Here is a 21,482-nt window from a genome sequence, read left to right as displayed (position 1 = left end):
CAGCCGTTGCACCGAAGGGATACGCCATGAGAGCCCCCGCCCTGTACTCGGCCGCCGGGTCCCTGATCCTGACCACCCTGGCCGCCGCCCCGGCCGGGAGCGCCCCCCGCGTCCCGGCCACGGCGGCGGCCGAACTGCACGGCACCGCCGTGGCCGCCGCGCGGGCGCGCGCGGCGGGCATCGACTTCGGCAGGTGCGCCGCCGATCTGGAGGCTCCGGACACCTTGCGGTGCGGCACCGTGAGCGTACCGCTGGACTACGCGCACCCGGACGGCAAGCAGATCAGACTGACCGTCAGCCGGGTGGCGGCCACCCACAGGGACCCGCACAACAGCAAGCGCAGGGTCCCCCGGCAGGGTGTCCTGGTCTACAACCCGGGCGGGCCCGGCGCCTCCGGCATGCTCTTCCCGATGGTCGGCGTGCTGCCCGAGTGGAAGCGCATCGCCGCCGCCTACGACCTGGTCGGCTACGCCCCGCGCGGCGTCGAGCACTCCGCCCCGCTGTCCTGCGTCGACCCCAAGCACTTCTACAAGGCGCCGTCGCAGTCGCCGACGCACCCCTCCGAGGAGTACAAGAAGGCCCGGATCAAGGAGGCGAAGGCGTACGCGAAAGGCTGCCTCAAGCGCTCCGGGAGCAGACTCCGCCACTACACCTCGCTCAACAACGCCCGTGACCTGGACGTGCTGCGCGCGGCGCTCGGCGAGAGGCGGCTGACCTTCATGGGCGCCTCGTACGGCACCTACTTCGGCGCGCTGTACGCGACCCTCTTCCCCTCGCACGTACGGCGGATGGTGCTCGACTCGGCGGTGAACCCGGACCCGGCGCAGATCTGGTACCGGGACAACCTGGAGCAGTCGGCCGCGTTCGAGAGCCGCTGGGCGGACTTCCGGGACTGGATCGCCAGGAACGACGCCGTGTACAAGCTCGGCGACACGGCCGCGAAGGTGCAGGCGAGTTACGACAAGGCCGGCAGGCGGCTGGCGAAGAAGGCGGCCGGCGGGAAGGTCGGGCCGGGGCAGTTGCAGGGCGCGTTCCTGTCGGCCGGCTACTACGACGACTTCTGGCCGAGCCGGGCGGAGGCGCTGTCGAAGTTCCTGAAGGGGGACGCCAAACCCCTGGTCCGGCTGGCGGCACCGGCGGCGGAGACGGCCGCCGCGGCGGAGAACGGCAACGCGGTCTACACGGCCGTCGAGTGCAACGACGCGACCTGGCCGGCGAAGTGGCGGACGTGGAACCGGGACAACACCCGGCTCGCGCGCGTGGCACCCTTCGAGACCTGGGACAACGCCTTCATGAACCTGCCGTGCGCCTACTGGCCGGCGCCCCGCCAGAAGCCGCTCGACGTGCGGACGGGCCCCGGTGAGCTGCCGCCCACGCTCATCCTGCAGGCCGAGCGGGACGCGGCCACGCCGTACGCGGGCGCGCTGGAGATGAACCGGCGCCTGTCCGACTCGGTGCTGGTGACCGAGCGGGACGCGGGCACGCACGGCATCGGCGGCGGCCCCAACAAGTGCGTCAACGGCTACCTGGAGGCCTACCTGCTGGAGGGCCGGCTCCCGAAGCGGCACGCCTCGTGTGCGGGGCACGCGGAGCCGAAGGCGGCGGCGCCGGCCGACCATGCCCGGCGGAAGAACCTGCGGGACTCCCTGAAGGGCAAGACCGGCCAGCGCTGACGGCCGTCAGGCGAGGCCCGCGACCAGATCGGCCACGGACTTGCGGCGCCCGGTGTAGAACGGGACCTCCTCGCGGACGTGCCGGCGGGCCTCGGAACCACGCAGGTGGCGCATGAGGTCGACGATGCGGTACAGGTCGTCGGCCTCGAAGGCCAGGACCCACTCGTAGTCGCCGAGCGAGAACGAGGCCACCGTGTTGGCACGCACGTCCGGGTAGCCGCGGGCCATCTTGCCGTGGTCGGCGAGCATCCGGCGGCGGTCCTCGTCGGGCAGCAGGTACCACTCGTACGACCGCACGAACGGGTACACGCTGACGTAGTTGCGCGGCGTCTCGTCGGCGAGGAAGGCCGGGATGTGCGACCGGTTGAACTCGGCGGGGCGGTGCAGCGCCATGTTCGACCAGACCGGCTCCAGCGCACGGCCCAGCTTCGTGCGGCGGAAGAGGTTGTACGCCTCCTGGAGCTGGTCGCTGGACTCCGCGTGCCACCAGATCATCAGGTCGGCGTCGGCACGCAGCCCGGAGACGTCGTAGGTGCCGCGGACCGTCACGTCCTTGGCGGCGAGCTGGTCGAACAGCTCCTGGACCTCGTCGGCGTAGCCCGCGCGGTCCTCGGGCAGCACGTCCTTCAGCTTGAAGACCGACCACAGGGTGTAGCGGATGACCTCGTTGAGGTCCTTGGCCAGCTTGCCCTTGTTCGGGATCCTGCCGGACTCGGTGGTGGGGGCGTCGTCACTCATGGTCCCTATTCTCCCGCTCCGCCGTGCAGGCTCTGCACCGGGTTGGCCGTCAGCTCCGCCACACCGCTGAGGTCGCCCGCCAGCTGGTCCACCGCCGCGTACGCGCTCGCGACGCAGGCGGGGATGCCGACCCCGTCGTACTGCGCGCCGCACACCGCGAGGCCCGGGAGCTTCGCGACGTGCTCGCGGACGCGGGCCACGCGCGCGTGGTGGCCGACCGGGTACTGGGGCAGGCCCCCGGTCCAGCGGGTGACGCGGGTGGCGACCGGGGTCGCGTCCAGGCCGGTGGCCTCGCGCAGGTCGTGCCGGGAGAGGTCGACGAGATCGGCGTCCTCGCGGCCGAGGACCGCGGTCTCGCCGTACCGGCCGACCGAGGTGCGCAGGACGACGACGTCCGGGTCCTCGTCGGCGATCCAGCCCCACTTCTGGGAGGCGAAGGTGGAGGCCTTGATGGTGCGGCCGTCGACGGGCGGGACGAGGAAGCCGCTGCCGGCGGGCAGGCCGAGCCCGGAACGGCGGTAGGCGAGGGTGATCAGGGCCATCGAGGCGTACTCGACGGCGGCCAGTTCGGCCGCGGCGGCGGGCGCCTCGGCGCGCAGCAGGGCGGCGGCGACGGGGGCCGGTACGGCGACGATCACGGCGTCCGCGTGCAGCACCCGGTCGCCGGCGACGACCCGCCAGGCGGTGCGCGCGCCGGCGGCGGCCGGCGAGGCGGACGCACCGGTCCCGGAGCCGTCACGGGCGGCCGCGTCCGCGCTGTCGGTCGGCACCCTGCGCAGTTCCGTGACGGGCGCGCCGGTGACGATCTCGCCGCCGCGGGCCCGCACCGACGCGGCGACCGCGAGCGGCAGGGTGCCGACGCCGCCCTCGATGCCCATGAAGACCGGCCCGTTCTGCTGGTTGGCCGCGGCCTTGGCCTGGATCTCGCGGACGGCCTCCGTCAGCGAGTCGTGGGTCTTCGCGGCCTGGTAGAGCTGCGGGACCGCGGACCGCATCGAGATGCGGTACGCGTCGCCCGCGTAGACCCCGCCGAGCAGCGGCTCGACCAGCCGATCGACGACCTCCCGGCCCAGCCGGGCGGCCACGTACTCCCCCACCGCCACGTCGTCGCCGACCTCGGTCCGGGGCAGGCCGGCGTCGCCCTCGATGCGGGCGAGGCCCTCCTCGGAGAGCACGCCGGACAGCGCGGCGGCGGTGCCGGGGACGCCCATGACATGGCCCTTGGGCATGGGGCGCAGGGCGCCCCGGGTCCAGATGGCGGCCGTGGCGGTGGCGGGGGCCTGCAGCCGCTCGCCGAGCCCGGACTCGCGGGCGAGGGCGACCGCCTCGGGCCGGCGGGCCAGCATCGACTCGGCGCCCAGGTCGGCCCGCACGCCCGCGATCTCCCCGGGCAGCAGCTTGCCGCCCACTCTCTCCGAGGCCTCCAGCACGGTCACGCGCGCGCCGCGCTCCAGCAGCCGGTGCGCCGCGGCCAGCCCCGCGATCCCGGCTCCGACGACGACGACCCGGCCCGTGCCCGTACCCGTTGCGCTCATGTCCTCACTCTCTCAGACCGTTTCTGGAGACTGAGCGGAGAGTCCTGTTGCCAGGGCTCGTGCTCAGCCGAACGCCCCGGACGGTGTTGGGCGTTCTGGTCGACCGCGTTCGCTGCCGTTCCGGTCGGCACGGATCGTGTCCGTGGTCCGGGGATGCGGGGGCGGTGTCCTTCACGCCCCGGGGCCACCGATACGGCCTGGACGGTCCGATGCCCCGCACGATCACTCCGGTCGTGTGGGGGCGGTGCCGTCCGTCGCCGGATCGGGTGTCCCAGGGCGCGTCTTCCGATCGCCACGGCGGCTGCATCGTGGCGGGTGGGTTTCCTGCCTGTGGTGGTGAGGGGTTGCTGCCAGTGCTGGGCGCCCCAGCGGCTGGTGTAGGCGGGGTCGACGGCGATGACGGGTATCCCGAGTTCGGTCGCCATGGACACGAGCCTGGCGCGGAGGCGGGCCACGGGCATGCCGGAGATCAGGTTCCGGAACCGCTTCCTGCGGCCGTGCTTCTCCCGGGTGGTCTCCGCGGTGAAGTCGAGGTCCTCGACGGCGATCGTGAGGCCGTGCCGCCGGGCGAAGTGCAGCAGGCGGATCAGAGCGTGTCTGACCTGGGCGTCACGGTGACCAGCGGTCCCGGTGAGGTCATAGCTGAAGCGCAGCGGTTCGCCGAGGGGGTTGCCGTGTGCGTCCAGACGCCAGGCGGCCAGGTGGTCGGCGTTGGTGTCCACGCCGACCACACCCTTCGCGCGGGCCGCATCCAGCGGGATGGTCTGGACGGGGGGCAGGGTCCAGGAGGCGGTCAGGTACCAGCGCCCGCGCCCCGTGTCCTCGTGGATGCGGTAGGCCACGGCCCGGTTCGCGCTGACGCGGTCGGCCCACTGCTCGCCCCGGTGTGCGAACGACACCCGCGCGGCCAGGACGTAGCGGCCGTGCGGCGCGTTCGCCAGATACGCCAGCGGGGCGGGGAGCTTGATCGACACTTCGCCGTCGGGGGTGACGCGGATGGTCTCGTTGCCGCACCGCTTGCCGGACTCCCCGTCCGCCTGGAGGAAGCGGCGTTCGGCCCGCCAACGGCGGCGCCATCCTGCTTCACCGAGCCCGGCGGCCTCAAGGTGGTGGCGGGTGTTCAGCAGCCGCTTGCCGCCGCGCACCACATGCACAATGCCGGCGTGCCAGTCTGCCTGTGCCGCCTGAAGCCGGTCTTCCAGGACCCGCAGACGCCGGGACTTCGCGAACCACTCCTGCCCGCTCCGGTAGCCGCCGGGCGCGTGCTTGGTGCCTTTCTCGCCCACGGGCAACGACAGCCGGTGGGCGAGGGTGCGCACACCGGCCTGAAGACTGTGGATGTACGCGAGCAGACCACGCCGGGCCAGCGCCCACTGGTCATGACTGGCCTTCGTGACCGACCCCGCCCAGCGTGAGGAGGACTCCGAGGTCAGGGCCCGTTTGCGCTCGGCCCACCGCTCACTGTCATGCTCAAGTCCGGCCGCGCACCAGGCCTTGAGATCGCGGGAAGCCAGTGCGCCGAGATGGTCGCCGACCAGGCCTAGCACCTCCTCGTCCCCGCCGGTCAGGCCCTTGAGCCGCGTACGGATCGCAACACCCGAGGGACCGGGCGCCACAAACGGCGCCACCACCTGCCGCAGTCCACCCACCCCTCGTCACCCCCCGGTTCCGCGCCGCAGAAAACCCTCACCCCGCCAAACGAGCATCCGCGACAAAGGTCGCACATTCGACCTCAGAACTCTCGTTCCCCACGAGAAGGGAGAGCGCGCCCACCGCCCCGAGGCTCACTCACGCGGGCCAGAACGCACTCAAGAGCCATCGACAGCCGACCGTTCACAACCCCGCCGGCGCTCCCGCCCCGGCCCGGTGACCCGTACGCGTCCGGACCGTGACCGCACCGGGACCGTCGCCCCCGAACGTCCCGCCCCGCCCCGGCGTCGAAGTCGCGTCAGTCGTCACCGCCCTCGGGGGGAACCATGCGCCATCCCGCACGACCCGTACGCCCCGTCCTCGCCGGCCTCCTGCTCACCGCCGCCCTCGTCCTCACCGGCTGCGGTGCGAACGACGCCTCCGGCGGCGGCTCCGCGAGCGATGCCAAGGCCGACGTGCACAGTGCCGCCGGGGAGGCGGCGGGCTCGGCGGGTGCCAAGGACAGCGGCAGCGGGGCCGCCAGGACGGCACCCGACCTCACCGCGGACCGGATCATCCGCACCGCCTCCCTGACCGTGCAGGTCAAGGACGTCCCCAAGGCCCTGGACGCGGCCCGCACCACGGCCGAGGACGCCGGCGGCTACGTCGGCGACGAGACCACCAGCCGGGACCCGGAGGGCCACGAACACACCCGCGTGGTCCTCCGGGTCCCCACCGGGAAGTACGACGAGGTGCTCACCGGCCTCCAGGGCGCGGGCAAGCTGATCGACCGCACCGCGAAGGCGCAGGACGTCACCGACCAGGTGGTCGACGTGGACAGCCGGATCAGGTCGCAGCGGGCCAGCGTGGCCCGGGTCCGCGAGCTGATGGACCGGGCGGCCAAGCTCAGTGACGTGGTCACCCTGGAAGGGGAGTTGAGCAGCCGGGAGTCCGACCTGGAGGCGCTGCTCGCCCAGCAGGCGTCCCTGAAGGACCGCACCAGCATGGCCACGATCACGCTGTCCCTCACGCAGACGCCGGTCGCGAAGGCCGCGAGGGACGACGGCCCGGGGTTCCTGGACGCCGTCTCCGGCGGCTGGCACGTCTTCGTCACCCTGCTGCGCTGGATCGCCCTGGCCCTGGGTGCCGCCCTGCCGTTCGCGGCCCTGGCGGCCGTACTGGCGCTGCTGTGGTGGAGGCTCGCCCGCCGGCGCCGTACCGCCGCCCGGCCGGGCAGTGAGACCTGAGCGAGCCCGAAATGCCCGCGCCCCGTAGCGTGTTCGCATGAGCATGAACGGTGGGCGGGAACGACTGGTGGTGATCGGCGGTGACGCCGCGGGCATGTCCGCGGCGTCCCAGGCACGTCGGCTGCGGGGACCGGACGAGTTGGAGATCGTGGCCTTCGAACGCGGCCACTTCACCTCCTACTCGGCGTGCGGGATCCCGTACTGGGTCGGCGGAGACGTCGAGGAGCGGGACGACCTGATCGCCCGCTCCCCCGAGGAGCACCGCGCCCGCGCGATCGACCTCCGGCTGCGCACCGAGGTCACCGAGATCGACGTGGTCGGCCAGCGGGTACGCGCGCGTGACCTGGATTCCGGCGCCGAGTCCTGGACGCCGTACGACAAGCTCGTCATCGGCACCGGCGCCCGCCCGATCCGCCCCGACATGCCGGGCGCGGACGCGCCGGGGGTGCACGGCGTGCAGACCCTGGACGACGGCCAGGCCCTCCTCGACACGCTGGCACGCACGCGTGGCCGCCGGGCCGTGGTGGTCGGCGCCGGCTACATCGGCGTCGAGATGGCCGAGGCGCTGATCAACCGCGGCTACGAGGTGACGGTCGTCAACCGCGGCAGCGAGCCGATGTCCACGCTCGACCCGGACATGGGCCGCCTCGTGCACGGGGCCATGGAGGGCCTCGGCATCACCATGGTCAACGACACCGAGGTCACCAAGCTGCTCACCGGCCAGGACGGCAGGGTGCGCGCGGTGGCCACGGAGGACGCCGAGTACCCGGCGGACGTGGTGATCCTCGGCATCGGCGTCCGCCCGGAGACCGGCCTCGCCCAGGCGGCGGGCCTGCCCGTCGGCCGGCACGGCGGGCTGCTCACCGACCTCGCGATGCGGGTGCGCGGCCACGAGGACATCTGGGCCGGCGGCGACTGCGTGGAGGTGCTGAACCTGGTCTCGGGCCAGGAGCAGTACATCCCGCTGGGCACCCACGCCAACAAGCACGGCCAGGTCATCGGCACCAACGTGGGCGGCGGCTACGCCACGTTCCCCGGCGTCGTCGGCACGGCGGTGAGCAAGGTCTGCGACCTGGAGATCGCCCGCACCGGCCTGCGCGAGAAGGACGCGCTGCGGGTGGGCCTCCAGTTCGAGACGGTCACCATCGAGTCCACGAGCCGCGCCGGCTACTACCCCGGCGCGAACCCCATGACCGTCAAGATGCTCGCGGAACGCCGCACGGGCCGCCTGCTGGGCGTGCAGATCGTGGGCAGGGAGGGCGCGGGCAAGCGGGTCGACATCGCCGCGGTGGCCCTCACGGCGAACATGACGGTGGAACAGATGACAGCCCTGGACCTGGGCTATGCCCCACCGTTCTCACCGGTGTGGGACCCCGTGCTGGTGGCTGCCCGAAAGGCGGCGACCAAAGTGCGCGACGGCCACTGAAGCGCCCCGTCAGGGGCGCTGGGGGTACCCCCGGCCGAAGGCCGGGGGAGGAACTGCGCGACCAGCCACAGCGCACCCGCGCCCCGCAACGGCGATCAAGCCGTCCCACTGATCCGCGGCAGCGAAGTGACCCCGGCCCCTCCCGGCGCAGCCGCGGCAGCAGGCTGCTCGGTCCCCGGCCGCGCATGCGCGGCCGCGGGTCGCGTCGACCGCAACCGATTGCTCACCGCCTCGTCGAGCGTCACCGGCCGCTGCATCTGCGCGGCCAGCCGCCCCGCCTCCTGACCGAGCCGTGCCACGTCCTCCCAGGGAAGCCGTACGACAAGGGAGAGCTCCGCCTCACCGTCGGGGAGCGCCTGCATGGGAGGAAATGCCTGAGGAGTAACCCGCTCGTTCATCGCCTGTTCCTCACGTCGCCTGAACCTCACGTCGGTCGCAAGGACATACGCACGCGCGCGTGCCGACGTTCACCGGGCCTCGCCGCGCATCGAGCGCCCCCGCCCTGGGCACTAGTCAGCTGTGGTCATCCCCGTTCATGACGTGAACCCGGTGCGTCGCACGCCGTACGTGACGTACGCGCTGATCGCCGCGAACGTGCTCGTCTTCCTGTTCACGCCCGGCATAGCCGGTTCCGTGGCCGGCGGCAGCGATCTGGCGCAGCTGTGTCATCTGCAGGCGTTCATGGACCACTACGCGGCGGTCCCCCGGGAGCTGATCCACCATCAGATGCCGCAGCTGGTCCCGACCGGCCAGGTGGGCATCGGCCGGAGCGGCGCCGGCTGTGTCGTCGGCCCGCCCGGTTACGACAAGTCGCCCGCGCTGTCGGTCTTCACGGCGATGTTCCTGCACGGCAGCTGGCTGCACCTGCTGGGCAACATGCTGTTCCTGCTGATCTTCGGCAACAACGTCGAGGACCGGATGGGCCACATCCGCTTCTTCCTCTTCTACGTCTTCTGCGGCTACGCGGCCGGCTACGGTTTCGCGCTCCTCAACGCCTCGTCGGGCGACCCGCTGATCGGCGCGTCCGGCGCGATCGCCGGGGTCCTGGGCGCGTACCTGGTCCTCTACCCGAGGGCCAGGGTCTGGGTCCTGGTGCCCTTCCTGATCTTCCTGCCGCTGCGGCTGCCCGCCTGGCTGGTGCTGGGCTTCTGGTTCGTACTGCAGGCGGTCTACTCGTCCGGCGAGGGCGTCTCCGACGCCGGGACCGTGGCGTACGCGGCGCACATCGTCGGCTTCCTGGTCGGCATGGTGCTCGCCTGGCCGCTCAAGCCGGGCACGCCCCCGCCGCCGGAGCCGCGGGGCCTGCTGTTCGGCAGGCGGGCCCGGCCCCGGCACGGCTGGTAGCGGACCGGGTCAGCGCGCGCTCTCGGTGTGCACGAACTCGGCGAGGCGGGTCAGCGCGTCCGGGTCGGTGGACGGCATCACGCCGTGGCCCAGGTTGAAGATGTGGCCTTCGAGCCCCGCGGCCGCGTCGAGCACCTCGCGGGCCTTGGTCTCCACGGCGTCCTTGCCGGCGAACAGGACGGCCGGGTCGAGGTTGCCCTGGAGCGCCTTGCCGGGGCCGACGCGGCGGGCGGCCTCGTCGAGCGGGACCCGGTAGTCGACGCCGACGACGTCCGCGCCGGCCTCGCCCATGAGCTTCAGCAGTTCGCCGGTGCCGACGCCGAAGTGGATGCGCGGGACGCCGTACCCGGCGACGGCGTCGAAGACCTTCGCGGAGGCGGGCAGCACCGAGCGGCGGTAGTCGGCGGGGGCCAGCGCCCCGGCCCAGGAGTCGAAGAGCTGGACGGCGGAGGCGCCGGCCTCGATCTGCACCTTCAGGAACGCGGCCGTGATGTCGGCGAGACGGTCGAGCAGGTCGGCCCAGAGCTCCGGGTCGCCGTACATGATCGCCTTGGCGTTCTCGTAGGTGCGCGAGGGGCCGCCCTCGACGAGGTAGCTCGCGAGGGTGAACGGGGCGCCGGCGAAGCCGATCAGCGGGGTCGGGCCGAGCTCGGCGGTGAGCAGGCCGACGGCCTCGGTGACGTAGGAGACGTCCTCGGGGGTGAGGTCGCGGAGCCGGGCGAGGTCGGCGCGGGTGCGGATCGGGTGCGCGACGACCGGGCCGACGCCGGGCTTGATGTCGAGGTCGATGCCGATGGCCTTGAGCGGGACGACGATGTCGCTGAAGTAGATCGCCGCGTCCACGTGGTGCCGGCGGACGGGCTGGAGGGTGATCTCGGCGACCAGCTCGGGCCGCGTGCACGACTCCAGCATCGGGATGCCCTCGCGCGCCTTGTGGTACTCCGGCAGCGAACGGCCGGCCTGGCGCATGAACCAGACGGGGGTGTGCGGCACGGGTTCACGCCTGCACGCCTTCAGGAAGGCACTGTCGTACGTCGCTGTCGGCTGCTGGCCCGCGGGGCTTCCGTTCGCACTCACGACGGCAAGTCTCGCACGCTCCGGGAGCCGGTCCCGCGGCGCCCTTACATGGTCCTTAGGTGGTGTCTCTCCCTGCGCGAAGGCGTCGTTCCCCTTACTCTTCCCCGCATGGCTGCGGCTCAGGGACGACTGTCGGACGGCGCTGGCGGGATGGGCGAGGGGAAGGACACCGGGGAGGACGAAGGACATACCGGGAGTACGGCGCCACCGGTACCGCCGGCCTTCCGGGCCGCGGTCGACGCGCTGCGCGGCGCCCGCCTGCGGCCGCAGGTCGAGGTGGAGCCGACCCCCGCCCCGCAGCGCCTCGCCCCGTTCGCGTACGCCCTGGAGGCGGCGGTGGTCGACGGCGAGCAGGATCTCGCCGACGGGCGTCTCGTCCTGCTGCACGACCCGGCCGGGCACGACGCCTGGCACGGCACGTTCCGGCTGGTCACGCTGGTCCGCGCGGAGCTGGAGCCGGAGATGGCGGCCGATCCGCTGCTGCCGGACGTCTGCTGGGCGTGGCTGACCGGCGCGCTCCAGGCACGCGGCCTGTCGTACGGCGAGCCGAGCGGGACCGTGACGCGCGCCAGTTCGCACTATTTCGGCGGGCTGTCCGCGCGCCCCGCCGCCTCGCAGATCGAGATCCGGGCCTCCTGGACGCCCCGCGAGGGCCGCACCGGCGTCCCGGACGCCGCCTCCCACCTCGCCTCCTGGTGCGATCTGCTGGCGCAGGTGGCGGGCCTGCCGCCGGCCGCCCCGGGCGATGCCTCGGTGGTCACGCTGCCGCAGCGCCGCGACCCGCAGGCCCGCTGAACCCGCACCGTCACCGGGACCCGTCCACCCGGGTCCCGTCGACTCACCCTTCATTGACCATGTCTTTGTCGATACGGCCACTTTCTGTCCCGTACCGCAACGGCCCGAACCGATTCGATCTTCGGATGATCGATCGCGTGTCCGAATTGCACGTATTGTTACTCACCAGATCGTGATCATTCTCTAAAGGCGGACGGGTTTGGTGCCGAAGACGACTGTGACCTTGAAAGCACGGTTCGTCCCGGCTTCTTCCCCGCAAGCCGGCCCCGTCCCCCACCCAGGAGGCCTGGTGTCCGTTCTCCTAGAGCAGCCCGCAAGCCTGGTCGCCTACCGCCCGAACAAGCCCACCGCCATGGTGGTCGTGGCCGACCCGCGCGTCCGCTCCACCGTCACCCGCCACCTGTGGGCGCTCGGCGTGCGCGATGTCATCGAGGCCTCGTCCATCGCGGAGGCTCGTCCCCGCATCGGCAACCCCCGTGACATCTGCGTCGCCGACGTCCACCTGCCCGACGGCTCCGGCCTGACCCTCCTGTCCGAGACCCGCGCGGCGGGCTGGCCCAACGGCCTGGCCCTGTCCGCCGCCGACGACATCGGCGCCGTGCGCAACGCCCTGGCCGGCGGGGTCAAGGGCTACGTCGTCACCGGCACCCGCACCAACATCGGGCTCCCCACCCGACCCGGTGCCGCCCCCATCGGCGCCGCCTCCCGCATGCACCGCCGCCCCCCGGGTGCCCCGAGCCACCCGGGCGGCTACCGCGAGCTCTCCGGCCGTGAGGTCGAGGTGCTCCGGCTGGTTGCGGAGGGCCAGTCGAACAAGGCGATCGGCGTCTCGATGGGCCTGTCCGCCCTCACCGTCAAGAGCCACCTCGCCCGCATCGCCCGCAAGCTCGGCACGGGCGACCGCGCCGGGATGGTCGCCGTGGCCCTGCGCACCGGCATCATCCACTGACCCACTGGTCACCGACTGGTCATACGTTCACCGACGTGACCGGACCGGCCGCCGGCCCGTCGTCATGCCGTAGCCCGCTGTCCCCCGTTCGTGGACCTGATCTTTCACCGGCCTGACTGGTTTACGACCCTCCGGCGTCCGTCGACGGAACGTTCCGTCGACGGACGCCGTCCACACACAGATACCCTTGACATGTGACCGACGCCCAAGACACCGCAGCAGACAGTTCACTGCGCACCACCGGGGGCACCCCTCCGGACGACGCCGGATCTTCTGTGACGGGGGCGCCGATCCCTTTGCTGGAGCCCCGCGAGGGCATTCCGCCGGTGGTCGTGGACGAGGCCGCGCTGGCCGGCGTGATCGCCGCCTTCGCCGCCGGCTCCGGGCCGGTCGCCGTCGACGCCGAGCGTGCCTCCGGCTACCGCTACGGCCAGCGCGCCTACCTCGTCCAGCTGCGCCGCGAGGGCGCGGGTACCGCGTTGATCGACCCCGTCGCCTGCCCCGACCTCTCCGGCCTCGGCGAGGCACTGGCCGGCGTCGAATGGGTGCTGCACGCGGCCACCCAGGACCTGCCCTGCCTGCGCGAGATAGGCATGACGCCCAGCAGCCTCTTCGACACCGAGCTGGCCGGCCGGCTCGCCGGGTTCCCGCGGGTGGGGCTGGGCGCCATGGTCGAGGGCGTCCTCGGCTTCGTGCTGGAGAAGGGCCACTCCGCCGTCGACTGGTCGACCAGGCCGCTGCCCGAGCCCTGGCTGCGGTACGCGGCGCTGGACGTCGAGCTGCTCGTCGACCTGCGGGACGCCCTGGAGAAGGAGCTGGACCGGCAGGGGAAGCTGGAGTGGGCGCGGCAGGAGTTCGACGCGATCGCGGCCGCGCCCCCGGCCGAGCCGCGCAAGGACCCCTGGCGCCGCACGTCGGGAATGCACAAGGTGCGCCGGCGCCGGCAGCTGGCGGTGGTGCGGGAGCTGTGGCAGACCCGGGACCGGATCGCGCAGAAGCGGGACGTGTCACCGGGCAAGGTGCTCAGTGACGCGGCGATCGTGGAGGCCGCGCTGGCGCTGCCGCCAAATGTGCACGCCCTCGCGGGACTGAACGGCTACGGCCACCGGATGGGGCGGCGACAGCTGGAGCAGTGGCAGGCTGCGGTGGACCGCGCCAGGACGCTGCCGGACCCCGCGCTGCCGCAGCCGGGACAGCCCGTGACGGGGCCGCCGCCGCCCCGGGCGTGGGCCGACAAGGACCCCGCCGCGGCGGCCCGCCTGTCGGCCGCCAGGGCCGCGGTCTCGGCGCTGGCCGAGCAGCTCACCATGCCGCAGGAGAACCTCATCGCGCCGGACACCGTGCGCAGGCTCTGCTGGGAGCCGCCGCAGGCGGTCGACGCGGAGACCGTGGGGGCCGCGCTGGTGGGGTACGGCGCGCGGCCCTGGCAGGTGGAGCAGGTGACCCCGGTGCTGGTGGCGGCGCTGTCCGCCTAGGCGGACGGCCGGCGCACGGCGTCGGCGGCCGGTCCGTTCGGCTCACGCACCCGGGTCCCCAGCGGCCGGTTCGCCCTGCGGCGGTTCCGGTCCGGCCGGATCAGTCCGGTCGGCCGGGCCTTCCAGGAACGCGGTGTGCAGATGCCTGCCCCGGTCCACGGAGAAGTCGATCTCGGGCAGCAGGTCCGGAACCGCGATCGCGGTCATCAGGTTGCGGTACATGCGGGAGATCCGAGCTTCGACATTCCGCATGTGCCGGTCGAGGGTGTTCGAGATGAGCACCACTCCGGCCCAGTTCCCCGCGATCTGGTAGGCCTGCTGCTCGACGTCGACGAAGTTCTTCAGCTCGCCGCGGCGCCGCGCTTCGGCGAGCTGCTCCGTGTTGAAGGCGATCCAGTCGGGCCACGGCGTCCCGTAGGTGTCCGGCGCACTGCTGTGGAACGACAGCTTCAAAGCGGCCTGCAGAGCGTTCTCGTGGGAGATCCGGTGGGCCAGGATCATTCCGATGTCGACCACTTCCTGGAGCTTGATCCGCTGTTCCCGCAGGCCGTCCATGGTCAGCGTGTTCTGCATGATGGCCGTCGCCACTTCGATCTTCCCGCCCGGGAAATGCCGGTAGAAGGCTCCCTTGCTGGTCCGTGCGGCGGTGATGAGGTCACCGATCGACGTGCCTTCGTAGCTGTCCCTCACGAAGAGCGCACCCGCGGTGTCGAGGATGCGCTGCCTGGTGTCGATGGCGCGCTGCTGCTGCCGTCGCGGCCTGCGCGGGTTGCTCATTCGATCTCGCCTTCGAGGCCCGGTGACGGGTGTGCGACCGATCGGGCTTTGTCCGGGACAGCCGCGCACGCGTTCCGGAACACCCCTCCGCGCACGGGCTGATCAGCGTCCCGATAGTACCCGGGGACACCGCCCGCGGCCGCTGCTCGCTTGACGTCACCAGACCCGGGTTCCAGACTGGGGAGCCAGAACAGACCAAGTAGTCCCTTCTAGCCGAGAGACCGTCACGGCCATATGGACATTACTCCTTTTCGGGTAACGGTCCTTGGCCGCCCTGACCGCCCCGGCCCGGTCACCCGGTCCAGACAACCACTGTCCTCCTCCGGTAAGTTGCCCGGTAGTCCGAGGAACCGGCACGCCGTTCCAGCGGTACAGAGGGGGAAGCAACGCAGAAGAGACCACTTGGTCCCAACAGGCTAGGCGCCACCGGGCCGGGGCCGTCGGCCGGACGCGGTACGACCGTGCTCTTTCAGACACTTTCCCCGGCCGAGCGGCGTGCCGAACCGTGGCCCCGCCCCCGCCCACACCCGCTCGGGAGTCCGCTGCCATGACCACCGTTCCCTCCGCCGTCGCGGCCGTGTTGCGGGCCGGTCCCACCACCGGCACCGTGGCGGTGGTCGCCCCGTACGAGGGCGGTGGCCCCTGTCCACGGGCCTTCGCGCGCCACGACCTGAGGACCGTGGCCGTCCTTCCGGAGCCCCGGCTGCGGCCGCCGGCGTACCGGAACGCGACGCCGCCGGCCGGGTACGCCGACGCGGTCGTGCACCGGGGGCTGCGGCAGACGGTCAAGGCGCTGCGGGCGCTGGGGGTGTCGGCCGTCGTCGCGAGCGGTACCGGGGGCATCGAACTGGCCGAGCGGATGGCCTGGCAGCTCGGTCTCCGCACAGCCGATCCCGCGTCCTCCCCGCTGAGATACGACCGCGGCGCCCAGGCGGCCCGGCTGGCCCGGCTGGGGATCCCGGCGCCGCGGGGCATCCGTACCGCGCGCCCGGCCGAGGCCGTGGACTGGGCGCGGTCGCACCCGGCGGCCGGCTACCTGCTCGCCCCGGCAGCCGCCGGAATCCCGGTCGACGCGGTGGAATGCGCGGACGAAGACGGGATCGGCGCGGCCTGGCCGGCCCTGTGGCACGCGGCCGCCCGGTACTCCGGCAGCCCGCACCTGGTACTGACCGAGCGGCCCGGTCGGCGCCGGTACGCGCTCGACACCGTCACCCGCCCCGGCCCGGACGGACGGCCCGAGCACGTCGTCACCGGCCTGAGGGCGGACGTCCCTGCCGGACCGCGCGCGCCTGACGGCCCGGCGGGGCAGGCACTTGTGGACTACACGGTCCGGGTGCTCGACGCGCTGGGCGTGGTGTGCGGGCCGGCCGCCGTCCGGCTCGCGTACGGCGACGACGACTCGGCCGACCGTGGGCCGCTGTTGATCTGCGCCCTCGCGGCGCCCGTCATGACCGGGGCCGTCGGCGTGCCGGGCCTCCGGCCCCCTCCCATCCCCTTCTCCGAGGACCGCCCACGAGAGGAGCCCCTGTGCTCACGTCACCCGCGCCCAGGTCCCACCCCGCCCCCGCCCGGCGGCTGCTGACGGGCAACGCCCGCATCTTCGAGCTGGGCACGCACACCGCGGACCGTGGCCCCGGCGTCGCCTCGCGCCGTCCCGGTGAGCGCCGTGGCAGGCTGCGGGCCGTGGCTGGTTGCGCGGGCAGTTCCTCCCCCAGCCTTCGGCCGGGGGTACCCCCAGCGCCCCTAAAAGGGCGCTTTCCCGTGTGACGTTCGCCGCTCCACCCTCCAGGACTGGGCAGTCACGTTACTCATAAGTAGCATGGGGCCTGAGCGCGTGCTCAGCGCATCGCAGCAGTGCCATCCCGCACCCTGGAGGAGAGCCAATCGTGCCTCGTACCGTCAGGGATGTCGTCTTCGTCGACGGCGTCCGTACCCCGTTCGGCAAGGCGGGCCCGAAGGGCATCTACCACGAGACCCGTGCCGACGACCTCGTCGTGAAGGCGATCCGGGAGCTGCTGCGCCGCAACCCCGGGCTGGACACCAAGAAGATCGACGAGGTCGCCGTCGCCGCGACCACGCAGATCGGTGACCAGGGTCTGACCATCGGCCGTACCGCGGGCATCCTCGCGGGCCTGCCGACCTCCGTGCCCGGCTACTCCATCGACCGCATGTGCGCCGGCGCCCTGACCGCCGTCACCACGGTCGCCGGTTCCGTCGCCTTCGGCGCGTACGACGTCGCCATCGCCGGTGGTGTCGAGCACATGGGCCGGCACCCGATGGGCGAGGGCGTCGACCCGAACCCGCGGTTCGTCAGCGAGAAGCTGGTGGACGAGTCGGCGCTGTTCATGGGCATGACCGCCGAGAACCTGCACGACCGCTACCCGCAGATCACCAAGCTGCGCGCGGACGAGTACGCGGTGCGCTCGCAGGAGAAGGCCGCCAAGGCGTACGCCAACGGCCAGATCCAGGCCGACCTGGTGCCGATCTCGGTGCGCCGCACCAACCCCGAAGGCGGTGAGACCGGTTGGGGTCTCGTCACCGCCGACGAGCCGATGCGGCCGGGGACCACCCTGGAGAACCTGTCGGGTCTGAAGACCCCGTTCCGGGTGCACGGCCGGGTCACCGCGGGCAACGCGGCCGGTCTGAACGACGGTGCGACCGCCTCGATCATCGCCTCCGAGGACTTCGCCCGCGAGAACAACCTGCCGGTCAAGATGCGCCTCGTGTCGTACGCCTTCGCGGGTGTCGAGCCCGAGGTCATGGGCTACGGCCCGATCCCGGCCACCGAGAAGGCGCTCGCCCAGGCCGGGCTGAGCATCTCCGACATCGGTCTGTTCGAGATCAACGAGGCCTTCGCCGTGCAGGTGCTGGCCTTCCTCGACCACTACGGCATCGCGGACGACGACGAGCGCGTCAACCAGTACGGCGGCGCCATCGCCTTCGGTCACCCGCTGGCCTCCTCCGGCGTGCGTCTGATGACGCAGCTGGCCCGCCAGTTCGAGGAGCAGCCGAACGTCCGCTACGGCCTGACCACCATGTGCGTCGGCTTCGGCATGGGCGCGACGGTCATCTGGGAGAACCCGCACTTCGAGGGGGACAAGTGAGCACCACCGCCGAGCTTCTGAAGCAGGCCTCGGACCTGTTCCCCGACGAGGTCGTGACGTCGGCGCACGTACGCCACTTCGACCTGCCGTCCGGGGCCGGCCGCTTCGCGCTGATCACCCTGGACAACGGCCTGGACCACACCAAGCCGACCACCTTCGGCCCGGCCTCGCTGGCGAACCTCAACACCGCGATCGACCAGGTGGAGAAGGAGGCCGCCGAGGGCGCGATCGTCGGTGTCGGCATCACCGGCAAGCCGTTCATCTTCGCGGTCGGCGCCGACCTCAAGGGCGTCGAGCTCCTCAAGGAGCACGAGCACGCGCTCGCCATCGGCAAGGGCGGCCACGAGGTCTTCAAGCGCCTCGCGGGCCTCGCGGTGCCGACCTTCGCCTACTACAACGGTGCCGCCATGGGCGGTGGCGTCGAGGTCGGTCTGCACTGCACGTACCGGACCGTCTCGAAGGCCATCCCGGCGTTCTCGCTGCCCGAGGTCTTCCTCGGTCTGGTCCCGGGCTGGGGCGGCTGCGCGCTGCTGCCGAACCTGATCGGCGCCGACAAGGCCGTCTCGGTCATCATCGAGAACAGCCTCAACCAGAACAAGCAGCTCAAGGGCGAGCAGGTCTTCGACCTCGGCATCGCCGACGCCCTCTTCGAGGGCGCCGACTTCCTGGAGCAGTCGCTGATCTGGACGGCGTCCGTACTCAAGGGCGACATCGCGGTCGAGCGTCCCGTGATCGACCGCGGCGAGGCCTGGGACCAGGCCGTCGCCCGCGGCCGCTTCATCGCCGACTCCAAGGTGCACGGCGCGGCCCCGGCCGCCTACCGGGCCCTGGACATCATCGCCGCCGCCAAGAACGGCGACCTCCAGCAGGGTTACGACGCCGAGGACCTGGCCCTCGCCGACCTGATCATGGGCGGCGAACTGCGGGCCGGCATCTACGCGTTCAACCTGGTGCAGAAGCGCGGCAAGCGGCCCGCCGGCGCCCCGGACAAGAACCTGGCGCGTCCGGTCACCAAGGTCGGCGTCGTGGGCGCCGGTCTGATGGCCTCCCAGCTCGCGCTGCTCTTCCTGCGCCGCCTGGAGGTGCCGGTCGTGCTGACCGACATCGACCAGGAGCGCGTCGACAAGGGTGTGGGCTACGTCCACGCCGAGATCGACAAGCTGCTCGGCAAGGGCCGTATCAACCAGGACAAGGCCAACCGCCTGAAGGCCCTGGTCACGGGTGTGCTGGACAAGGCCGAGGGCTTCTCCGACGCGGACTTCGTCATCGAGGCCGTGTTCGAGGAGATCGGCGTCAAGCAGCAGGTGTTCGCGGAGGTCGAGGCGGTCGCCCCGGCGCACGCGATCCTCGCCACCAACACCTCCTCCCTCTCGGTGACCGAGATGGCGTCGAAGCTCAAGAACCCCGAGCGGGTCGTGGGCTTCCACTTCTTCAACCCGGTCGCGATCCTGCCGCTCCTGGAGATCGTCCGCGGCGAGCAGACCGACGACGCCTCGCTGGCCACCGCCTTCGCGGTCGCCAAGAAGCTGAAGAAGACCGCGGTGCTGGTCAAGGACGCCCCGGCGTTCGTCGTCAACCGCATCCTCACCCGCTTCATGGGCGAGATCCAGAACGTCATCGACGAGGGCACCCCGGTCGAGGTCGCGGAGAAGGCGGTCGAGCCGCTGGGCCTGCCGATGTCCCCGCTGGTGCTCCTGGAGCTGGTCGGTCCCGCCATCGGCCTGCACGTCTCGGAGACCCTCAACCGGGCCTTCCCGGACCGTTTCACGGTCTCCCCGAACCTCGCGGCCGTCGTCAAGGCGGGCAAGCGCGGCTTCTACGTCTACGACAGCGGCAAGCCGGAGCTGGACCCCGAGGTCGCCGCGCTGCTCAAGCAGGGTGACGTCGTCCTCACCGAGGAGCAGGTCCGCGACCGCGTCCTGGACGCCGTCGCCCAGGAGATCGGGCTCATGCTCGACGAGGGTGTCGTCGCCGAGGCGCAGGACATCGACCTCTGCCTGATCACGGGCGCCGGCTGGCCCTTCCACCTGGGCGGCATCACGCCGTACCTGGACCGCGAGGGCGTCTCCGAGCGCGTGAACGGCAAGAAGTTCCTGGCCCCTGGCGTGGCTTCGGTCCCCGCGTAACGGCCACAGCAGTACCAGAGGGGCCCTCCGCACCGCGCGGAGGGCCCCTCTTGACGTGCCGTACGGCGCTCAGACCTCGCGCCAGGCCTCAAGGGCCAGCCCGGTCTCGTCCTTGCGGCGGGTGAGGAGGAACCGGCCGGTGGACGGGGACAGGCTCGCCGCGGTCACCCGGCCCGCCGCGTCCGTGGTCAGAGCCACCCGGGCATCCAGCGGGAGTTGCGGTCCCGACTCGGTCCACCAGGCGCCGGCCCGCTCGTCCTGGGTCGGATACGCGGCGAAGGCCACCCGGCCGCCCGCCGAGCGCTGGGCGAGCAGGGTGCAGTCGTACCCGTCGAGTTCGCAGCGGACCGCGGCGACCGGGCCGGGCCCGGCGGAGGCCAGCAGGGCGTACGGCTTGCCGCCCGGACGCCAGGCGCACAGGTCACCGGACTCGTCGGTGTAGTAGAGGGTCGTGCTCTCGGCCGAGGTGGCGAGGGCGGTGAGGGTGCCCGGCCGGACCGGGGCCTCCAGCGCCTCCACCTGCACGGGCGGCTTGCCGGCCTCCTCCTGACGCCAGTACACGATCCCGCCGGGCACGGCCGCGTACACCTCGACGCGCCCCGACTCACCGGTCACCGCGGCGAGCCCGTCCTCGACCAGCCGCCCCTTCAGGTCCCGCCACGGCTCCCAGTCGCCCTTCTCCTTCTGCGCGACCATGCTCACCCCGCGCCCCCGGTTGCGGACGAAGACATGGGCGCGGCCCACCGCGTCCACGGCGACGGCCGGCGCCCCGGTCACCTCCCCCTTCTTGCCCGGGTGACCGATCGACTGCCAGTCCAGGGCGGCCAGATGCGACCGGAAGTGGGTGGAGTGGACCAGCCCCGCCTCGCCCTTCACGGTGGGCCGCCAGGCGACCAGGTGCGCGTACCCGTCGACGCCCTGTCCCACCGCGAAGCCCGGGTGCAGGCGCTGGTCGCCGCCCACCTTCCGGGGCGTGCCCCACGGCGCGCCGGGTCCGCGTTCCGCGCGGCACAGCACGGCGTCGTCGGACGGCAGATAGACACTGAGCCGGCCGTCACGGCCGCGGAGGAGCCAGTCGCCGTTCACCGCTTCACTCTAAGCGGGGCCGTTCGGGGCAGTGGGGCGGCCCCTGGCATGCGAGGCTTGGGACATGGAAGACGAAGCTCCCCTGCTGGTGATCGTCGACGGCGCGAACGTCGTCGGGTCGCGGCCGGACGGCTGGTGGCGGGACCGCAGGGGAGCCGCCGAACGGCTGCGCGACCGGCTCGCCGAGCGGGGACTGCCCGGCCGGCCCACACCGGTGGAGCTGGTGCTCGTCGTCGAGGGCGCGGCCCGCGGGGTGGCTTCGGTGCCCGGCGTACGGGTGGAGTCGGCACCCGGCAGCGGCGACGACCGGATCGTGGAGCTGGCCGCCGAGGCCCCCGGCCGGCCCCGGCTCGTCGTCACCGCCGACCGTGAGCTGCGGAGCCGGGTCACCGAGTTGGGCGCGGAGGTGATCGGGCCGAGCGCCGTGCTGCGCTGAGCTGGGCGCTCCGCGGGTTGTCCGGTTCGTTGACCGCGGGCCGGTGGGGGCCGGTCGCGCAGTTC

General features: G+C 72.4%; 18 protein-coding genes. 11 read left to right on the top strand and 7 right to left on the bottom strand.

What is annotated here, in order from left to right:
• The first annotated feature begins 26 nt into the window (after nt 1–26).
• Nucleotides 27–1,673, top strand: a complete 1,647-nt coding sequence (locus JF597_RS13685; protein WP_293993592.1) for an alpha/beta hydrolase — start codon at nt 27–29, stop codon at nt 1,671–1,673.
• A gap of 6 nt (nt 1,674–1,679) precedes the next feature.
• Here the strand turns inward: JF597_RS13685 and hemQ are convergent, their stop codons facing one another.
• The 3 genes from hemQ to JF597_RS13670 are packed head-to-tail and all read right to left on the bottom strand — an operon-like array spanning nt 1,680 to nt 5,595.
• The gene (gene hemQ, locus JF597_RS13680) at nt 1,680–2,411 is read right to left on the bottom strand and encodes a hydrogen peroxide-dependent heme synthase (RefSeq protein WP_293993590.1); all 732 of its coding nucleotides are present in this window, start codon (nt 2,409–2,411) and stop codon (nt 1,680–1,682) included.
• A 5-nt stretch (nt 2,412–2,416) separates the two neighbouring features.
• Nucleotides 2,417–3,946 carry a protoporphyrinogen oxidase gene (hemG, locus tag JF597_RS13675; RefSeq protein ID WP_293993588.1) on the bottom strand — a complete coding sequence of 510 codons (1,530 nt, stop codon included), beginning with the start codon at nt 3,944–3,946 and terminating at the stop codon, nt 2,417–2,419.
• Nucleotides 3,943–5,595, bottom strand: coding sequence for an IS200/IS605 family accessory protein TnpB-related protein (locus JF597_RS13670; protein WP_293993587.1), 1,653 nt, complete (start codon nt 5,593–5,595; stop codon nt 3,943–3,945). The genes hemG and JF597_RS13670 overlap by 4 nt, the downstream gene beginning before the upstream one ends.
• A 327-nt stretch (nt 5,596–5,922) precedes the next feature.
• Here JF597_RS13670 and JF597_RS13665 point away from each other — a divergent pair, with 327 nt between their 5' ends.
• Both JF597_RS13665 and JF597_RS13660 read left to right on the top strand, forming a co-directional pair.
• Entirely contained in the window at nt 5,923–6,822 is a 900-nt protein-coding gene (locus JF597_RS13665) for a DUF4349 domain-containing protein (RefSeq protein WP_293993585.1), read from the top strand.
• Between the two features lie 37 nt (nt 6,823–6,859).
• Nucleotides 6,860–8,248 (top strand): FAD-dependent oxidoreductase, encoded by a 1,389-nt coding sequence (locus JF597_RS13660; RefSeq protein ID WP_293993583.1) that lies wholly within the window; start codon nt 6,860–6,862, stop codon nt 8,246–8,248.
• Nucleotides 8,249–8,343: 95 nt separating this feature from the next.
• On the opposite strand, the gene JF597_RS13655 is transcribed toward JF597_RS13660, so the two are convergent.
• Entirely contained in the window at nt 8,344–8,646 is a 303-nt protein-coding gene (locus tag JF597_RS13655; protein WP_293993581.1) for a hypothetical protein, read from the bottom strand.
• Between the two features lie 121 nt (nt 8,647–8,767).
• Here JF597_RS13655 and JF597_RS13650 point away from each other — a divergent pair, with 121 nt between their 5' ends.
• Entirely contained in the window at nt 8,768–9,592 is an 825-nt protein-coding gene (locus tag JF597_RS13650; RefSeq protein ID WP_293993580.1) for a rhomboid family intramembrane serine protease, read from the top strand.
• Nucleotides 9,593–9,601: 9 nt separating this feature from the next.
• On the opposite strand, the gene hemE is transcribed toward JF597_RS13650, so the two are convergent.
• The gene (gene hemE / locus JF597_RS13645) at nt 9,602–10,669 is read right to left on the bottom strand and encodes a uroporphyrinogen decarboxylase (RefSeq protein WP_293993578.1); all 1,068 of its coding nucleotides are present in this window, start codon (nt 10,667–10,669) and stop codon (nt 9,602–9,604) included.
• A 108-nt stretch (nt 10,670–10,777) separates the two neighbouring features.
• Between hemE and JF597_RS13640 the strand changes: the two genes are divergently transcribed.
• From JF597_RS13640 to JF597_RS13630, 3 genes are all read left to right on the top strand, one after another.
• Nucleotides 10,778–11,464: a DUF3000 domain-containing protein gene (locus tag JF597_RS13640; protein ID WP_293993577.1), complete on the top strand. Its 687-nt coding sequence runs from the start codon at nt 10,778–10,780 to the stop codon at nt 11,462–11,464.
• Between the two features lie 289 nt (nt 11,465–11,753).
• Nucleotides 11,754–12,413, top strand: a complete 660-nt coding sequence (locus JF597_RS13635) for a response regulator transcription factor (protein WP_089104714.1) — start codon at nt 11,754–11,756, stop codon at nt 12,411–12,413.
• A gap of 194 nt (nt 12,414–12,607) precedes the next feature.
• Complete coding sequence (locus JF597_RS13630; RefSeq protein ID WP_293993574.1) at nt 12,608–13,888, top strand: ribonuclease D; 1,281 nt, start codon at nt 12,608–12,610, stop codon at nt 13,886–13,888.
• A gap of 42 nt (nt 13,889–13,930) precedes the next feature.
• Here the strand turns inward: JF597_RS13630 and JF597_RS13625 are convergent, their stop codons facing one another.
• Nucleotides 13,931–14,665 (bottom strand): TetR/AcrR family transcriptional regulator, encoded by a 735-nt coding sequence (locus JF597_RS13625; RefSeq protein ID WP_293993573.1) that lies wholly within the window; start codon nt 14,663–14,665, stop codon nt 13,931–13,933.
• 547 nt (nt 14,666–15,212) lie between these two features.
• On the opposite strand from JF597_RS13625, the gene JF597_RS13620 reads away from it, so the two are divergent.
• From JF597_RS13620 to JF597_RS13610, 3 genes are all read left to right on the top strand, one after another.
• Nucleotides 15,213–16,247 (top strand): hypothetical protein, encoded by a 1,035-nt coding sequence (locus tag JF597_RS13620; RefSeq protein WP_293993572.1) that lies wholly within the window; start codon nt 15,213–15,215, stop codon nt 16,245–16,247.
• Nucleotides 16,248–16,551: 304 nt separating this feature from the next.
• Nucleotides 16,552–17,769 (top strand): acetyl-CoA C-acyltransferase, encoded by a 1,218-nt coding sequence (locus tag JF597_RS13615; RefSeq protein WP_293993570.1) that lies wholly within the window; start codon nt 16,552–16,554, stop codon nt 17,767–17,769.
• On the top strand, nt 17,766–19,895 hold the full coding sequence (locus JF597_RS13610) for a 3-hydroxyacyl-CoA dehydrogenase NAD-binding domain-containing protein (RefSeq protein WP_293993569.1): 2,130 nt from the start codon (nt 17,766–17,768) through the stop codon (nt 19,893–19,895). The genes JF597_RS13615 and JF597_RS13610 overlap by 4 nt, the downstream gene beginning before the upstream one ends.
• Before the next feature lie 69 nt (nt 19,896–19,964).
• Here the strand turns inward: JF597_RS13610 and JF597_RS13605 are convergent, their stop codons facing one another.
• Nucleotides 19,965–20,981 carry a hypothetical protein gene (locus tag JF597_RS13605; protein WP_293993567.1) on the bottom strand — a complete coding sequence of 339 codons (1,017 nt, stop codon included), beginning with the start codon at nt 20,979–20,981 and terminating at the stop codon, nt 19,965–19,967.
• A 64-nt stretch (nt 20,982–21,045) separates the two neighbouring features.
• Here JF597_RS13605 and JF597_RS13600 point away from each other — a divergent pair, with 64 nt between their 5' ends.
• On the top strand, nt 21,046–21,417 hold the full coding sequence (locus JF597_RS13600) for an NTP pyrophosphohydrolase (RefSeq protein WP_293993565.1): 372 nt from the start codon (nt 21,046–21,048) through the stop codon (nt 21,415–21,417).
• Nucleotides 21,418–21,482 lie beyond the last annotated feature (65 nt).

The organism is Streptomyces sp., assembly GCF_019510245.1.
Lineage (GTDB): Bacteria > Actinomycetota > Actinomycetes > Streptomycetales > Streptomycetaceae > Streptomyces.
Note: the sequence above shows the minus strand (reverse complement) of the source record. Positions and strands in the feature narration are given on the sequence as shown.

What these genes read in the sequence shown, in the direction of transcription:
- JF597_RS13685 (WP_293993592.1), top strand. Translation starts at nt 27, where the DNA reads ATGAGAGCCCCCGCCCTGTACTCGGCCGCCGGGTCCCTGATCCTGACC.
- JF597_RS13620 (WP_293993572.1), top strand. Translation starts at nt 15,213, where the DNA reads ATGACCACCGTTCCCTCCGCCGTCGCGGCCGTGTTGCGGGCCGGTCCC.
- hemG (WP_293993588.1), bottom strand. Translation starts at nt 3,946, where the DNA reads ATGAGCGCAACGGGTACGGGCACGGGCCGGGTCGTCGTCGTCGGAGCC.
- JF597_RS13600 (WP_293993565.1), top strand. Translation starts at nt 21,046, where the DNA reads ATGGAAGACGAAGCTCCCCTGCTGGTGATCGTCGACGGCGCGAACGTC.
- JF597_RS13665 (WP_293993585.1), top strand. Translation starts at nt 5,923, where the DNA reads ATGCGCCATCCCGCACGACCCGTACGCCCCGTCCTCGCCGGCCTCCTG.
- JF597_RS13655 (WP_293993581.1), bottom strand. Translation starts at nt 8,646, where the DNA reads ATGAACGAGCGGGTTACTCCTCAGGCATTTCCTCCCATGCAGGCGCTC.
- hemQ (WP_293993590.1), bottom strand. Translation starts at nt 2,411, where the DNA reads ATGAGTGACGACGCCCCCACCACCGAGTCCGGCAGGATCCCGAACAAG.
- JF597_RS13625 (WP_293993573.1), bottom strand. Translation starts at nt 14,665, where the DNA reads ATGAGCAACCCGCGCAGGCCGCGACGGCAGCAGCAGCGCGCCATCGAC.
- JF597_RS13660 (WP_293993583.1), top strand. Translation starts at nt 6,860, where the DNA reads ATGAGCATGAACGGTGGGCGGGAACGACTGGTGGTGATCGGCGGTGAC.
- JF597_RS13640 (WP_293993577.1), top strand. Translation starts at nt 10,778, where the DNA reads ATGGCTGCGGCTCAGGGACGACTGTCGGACGGCGCTGGCGGGATGGGC.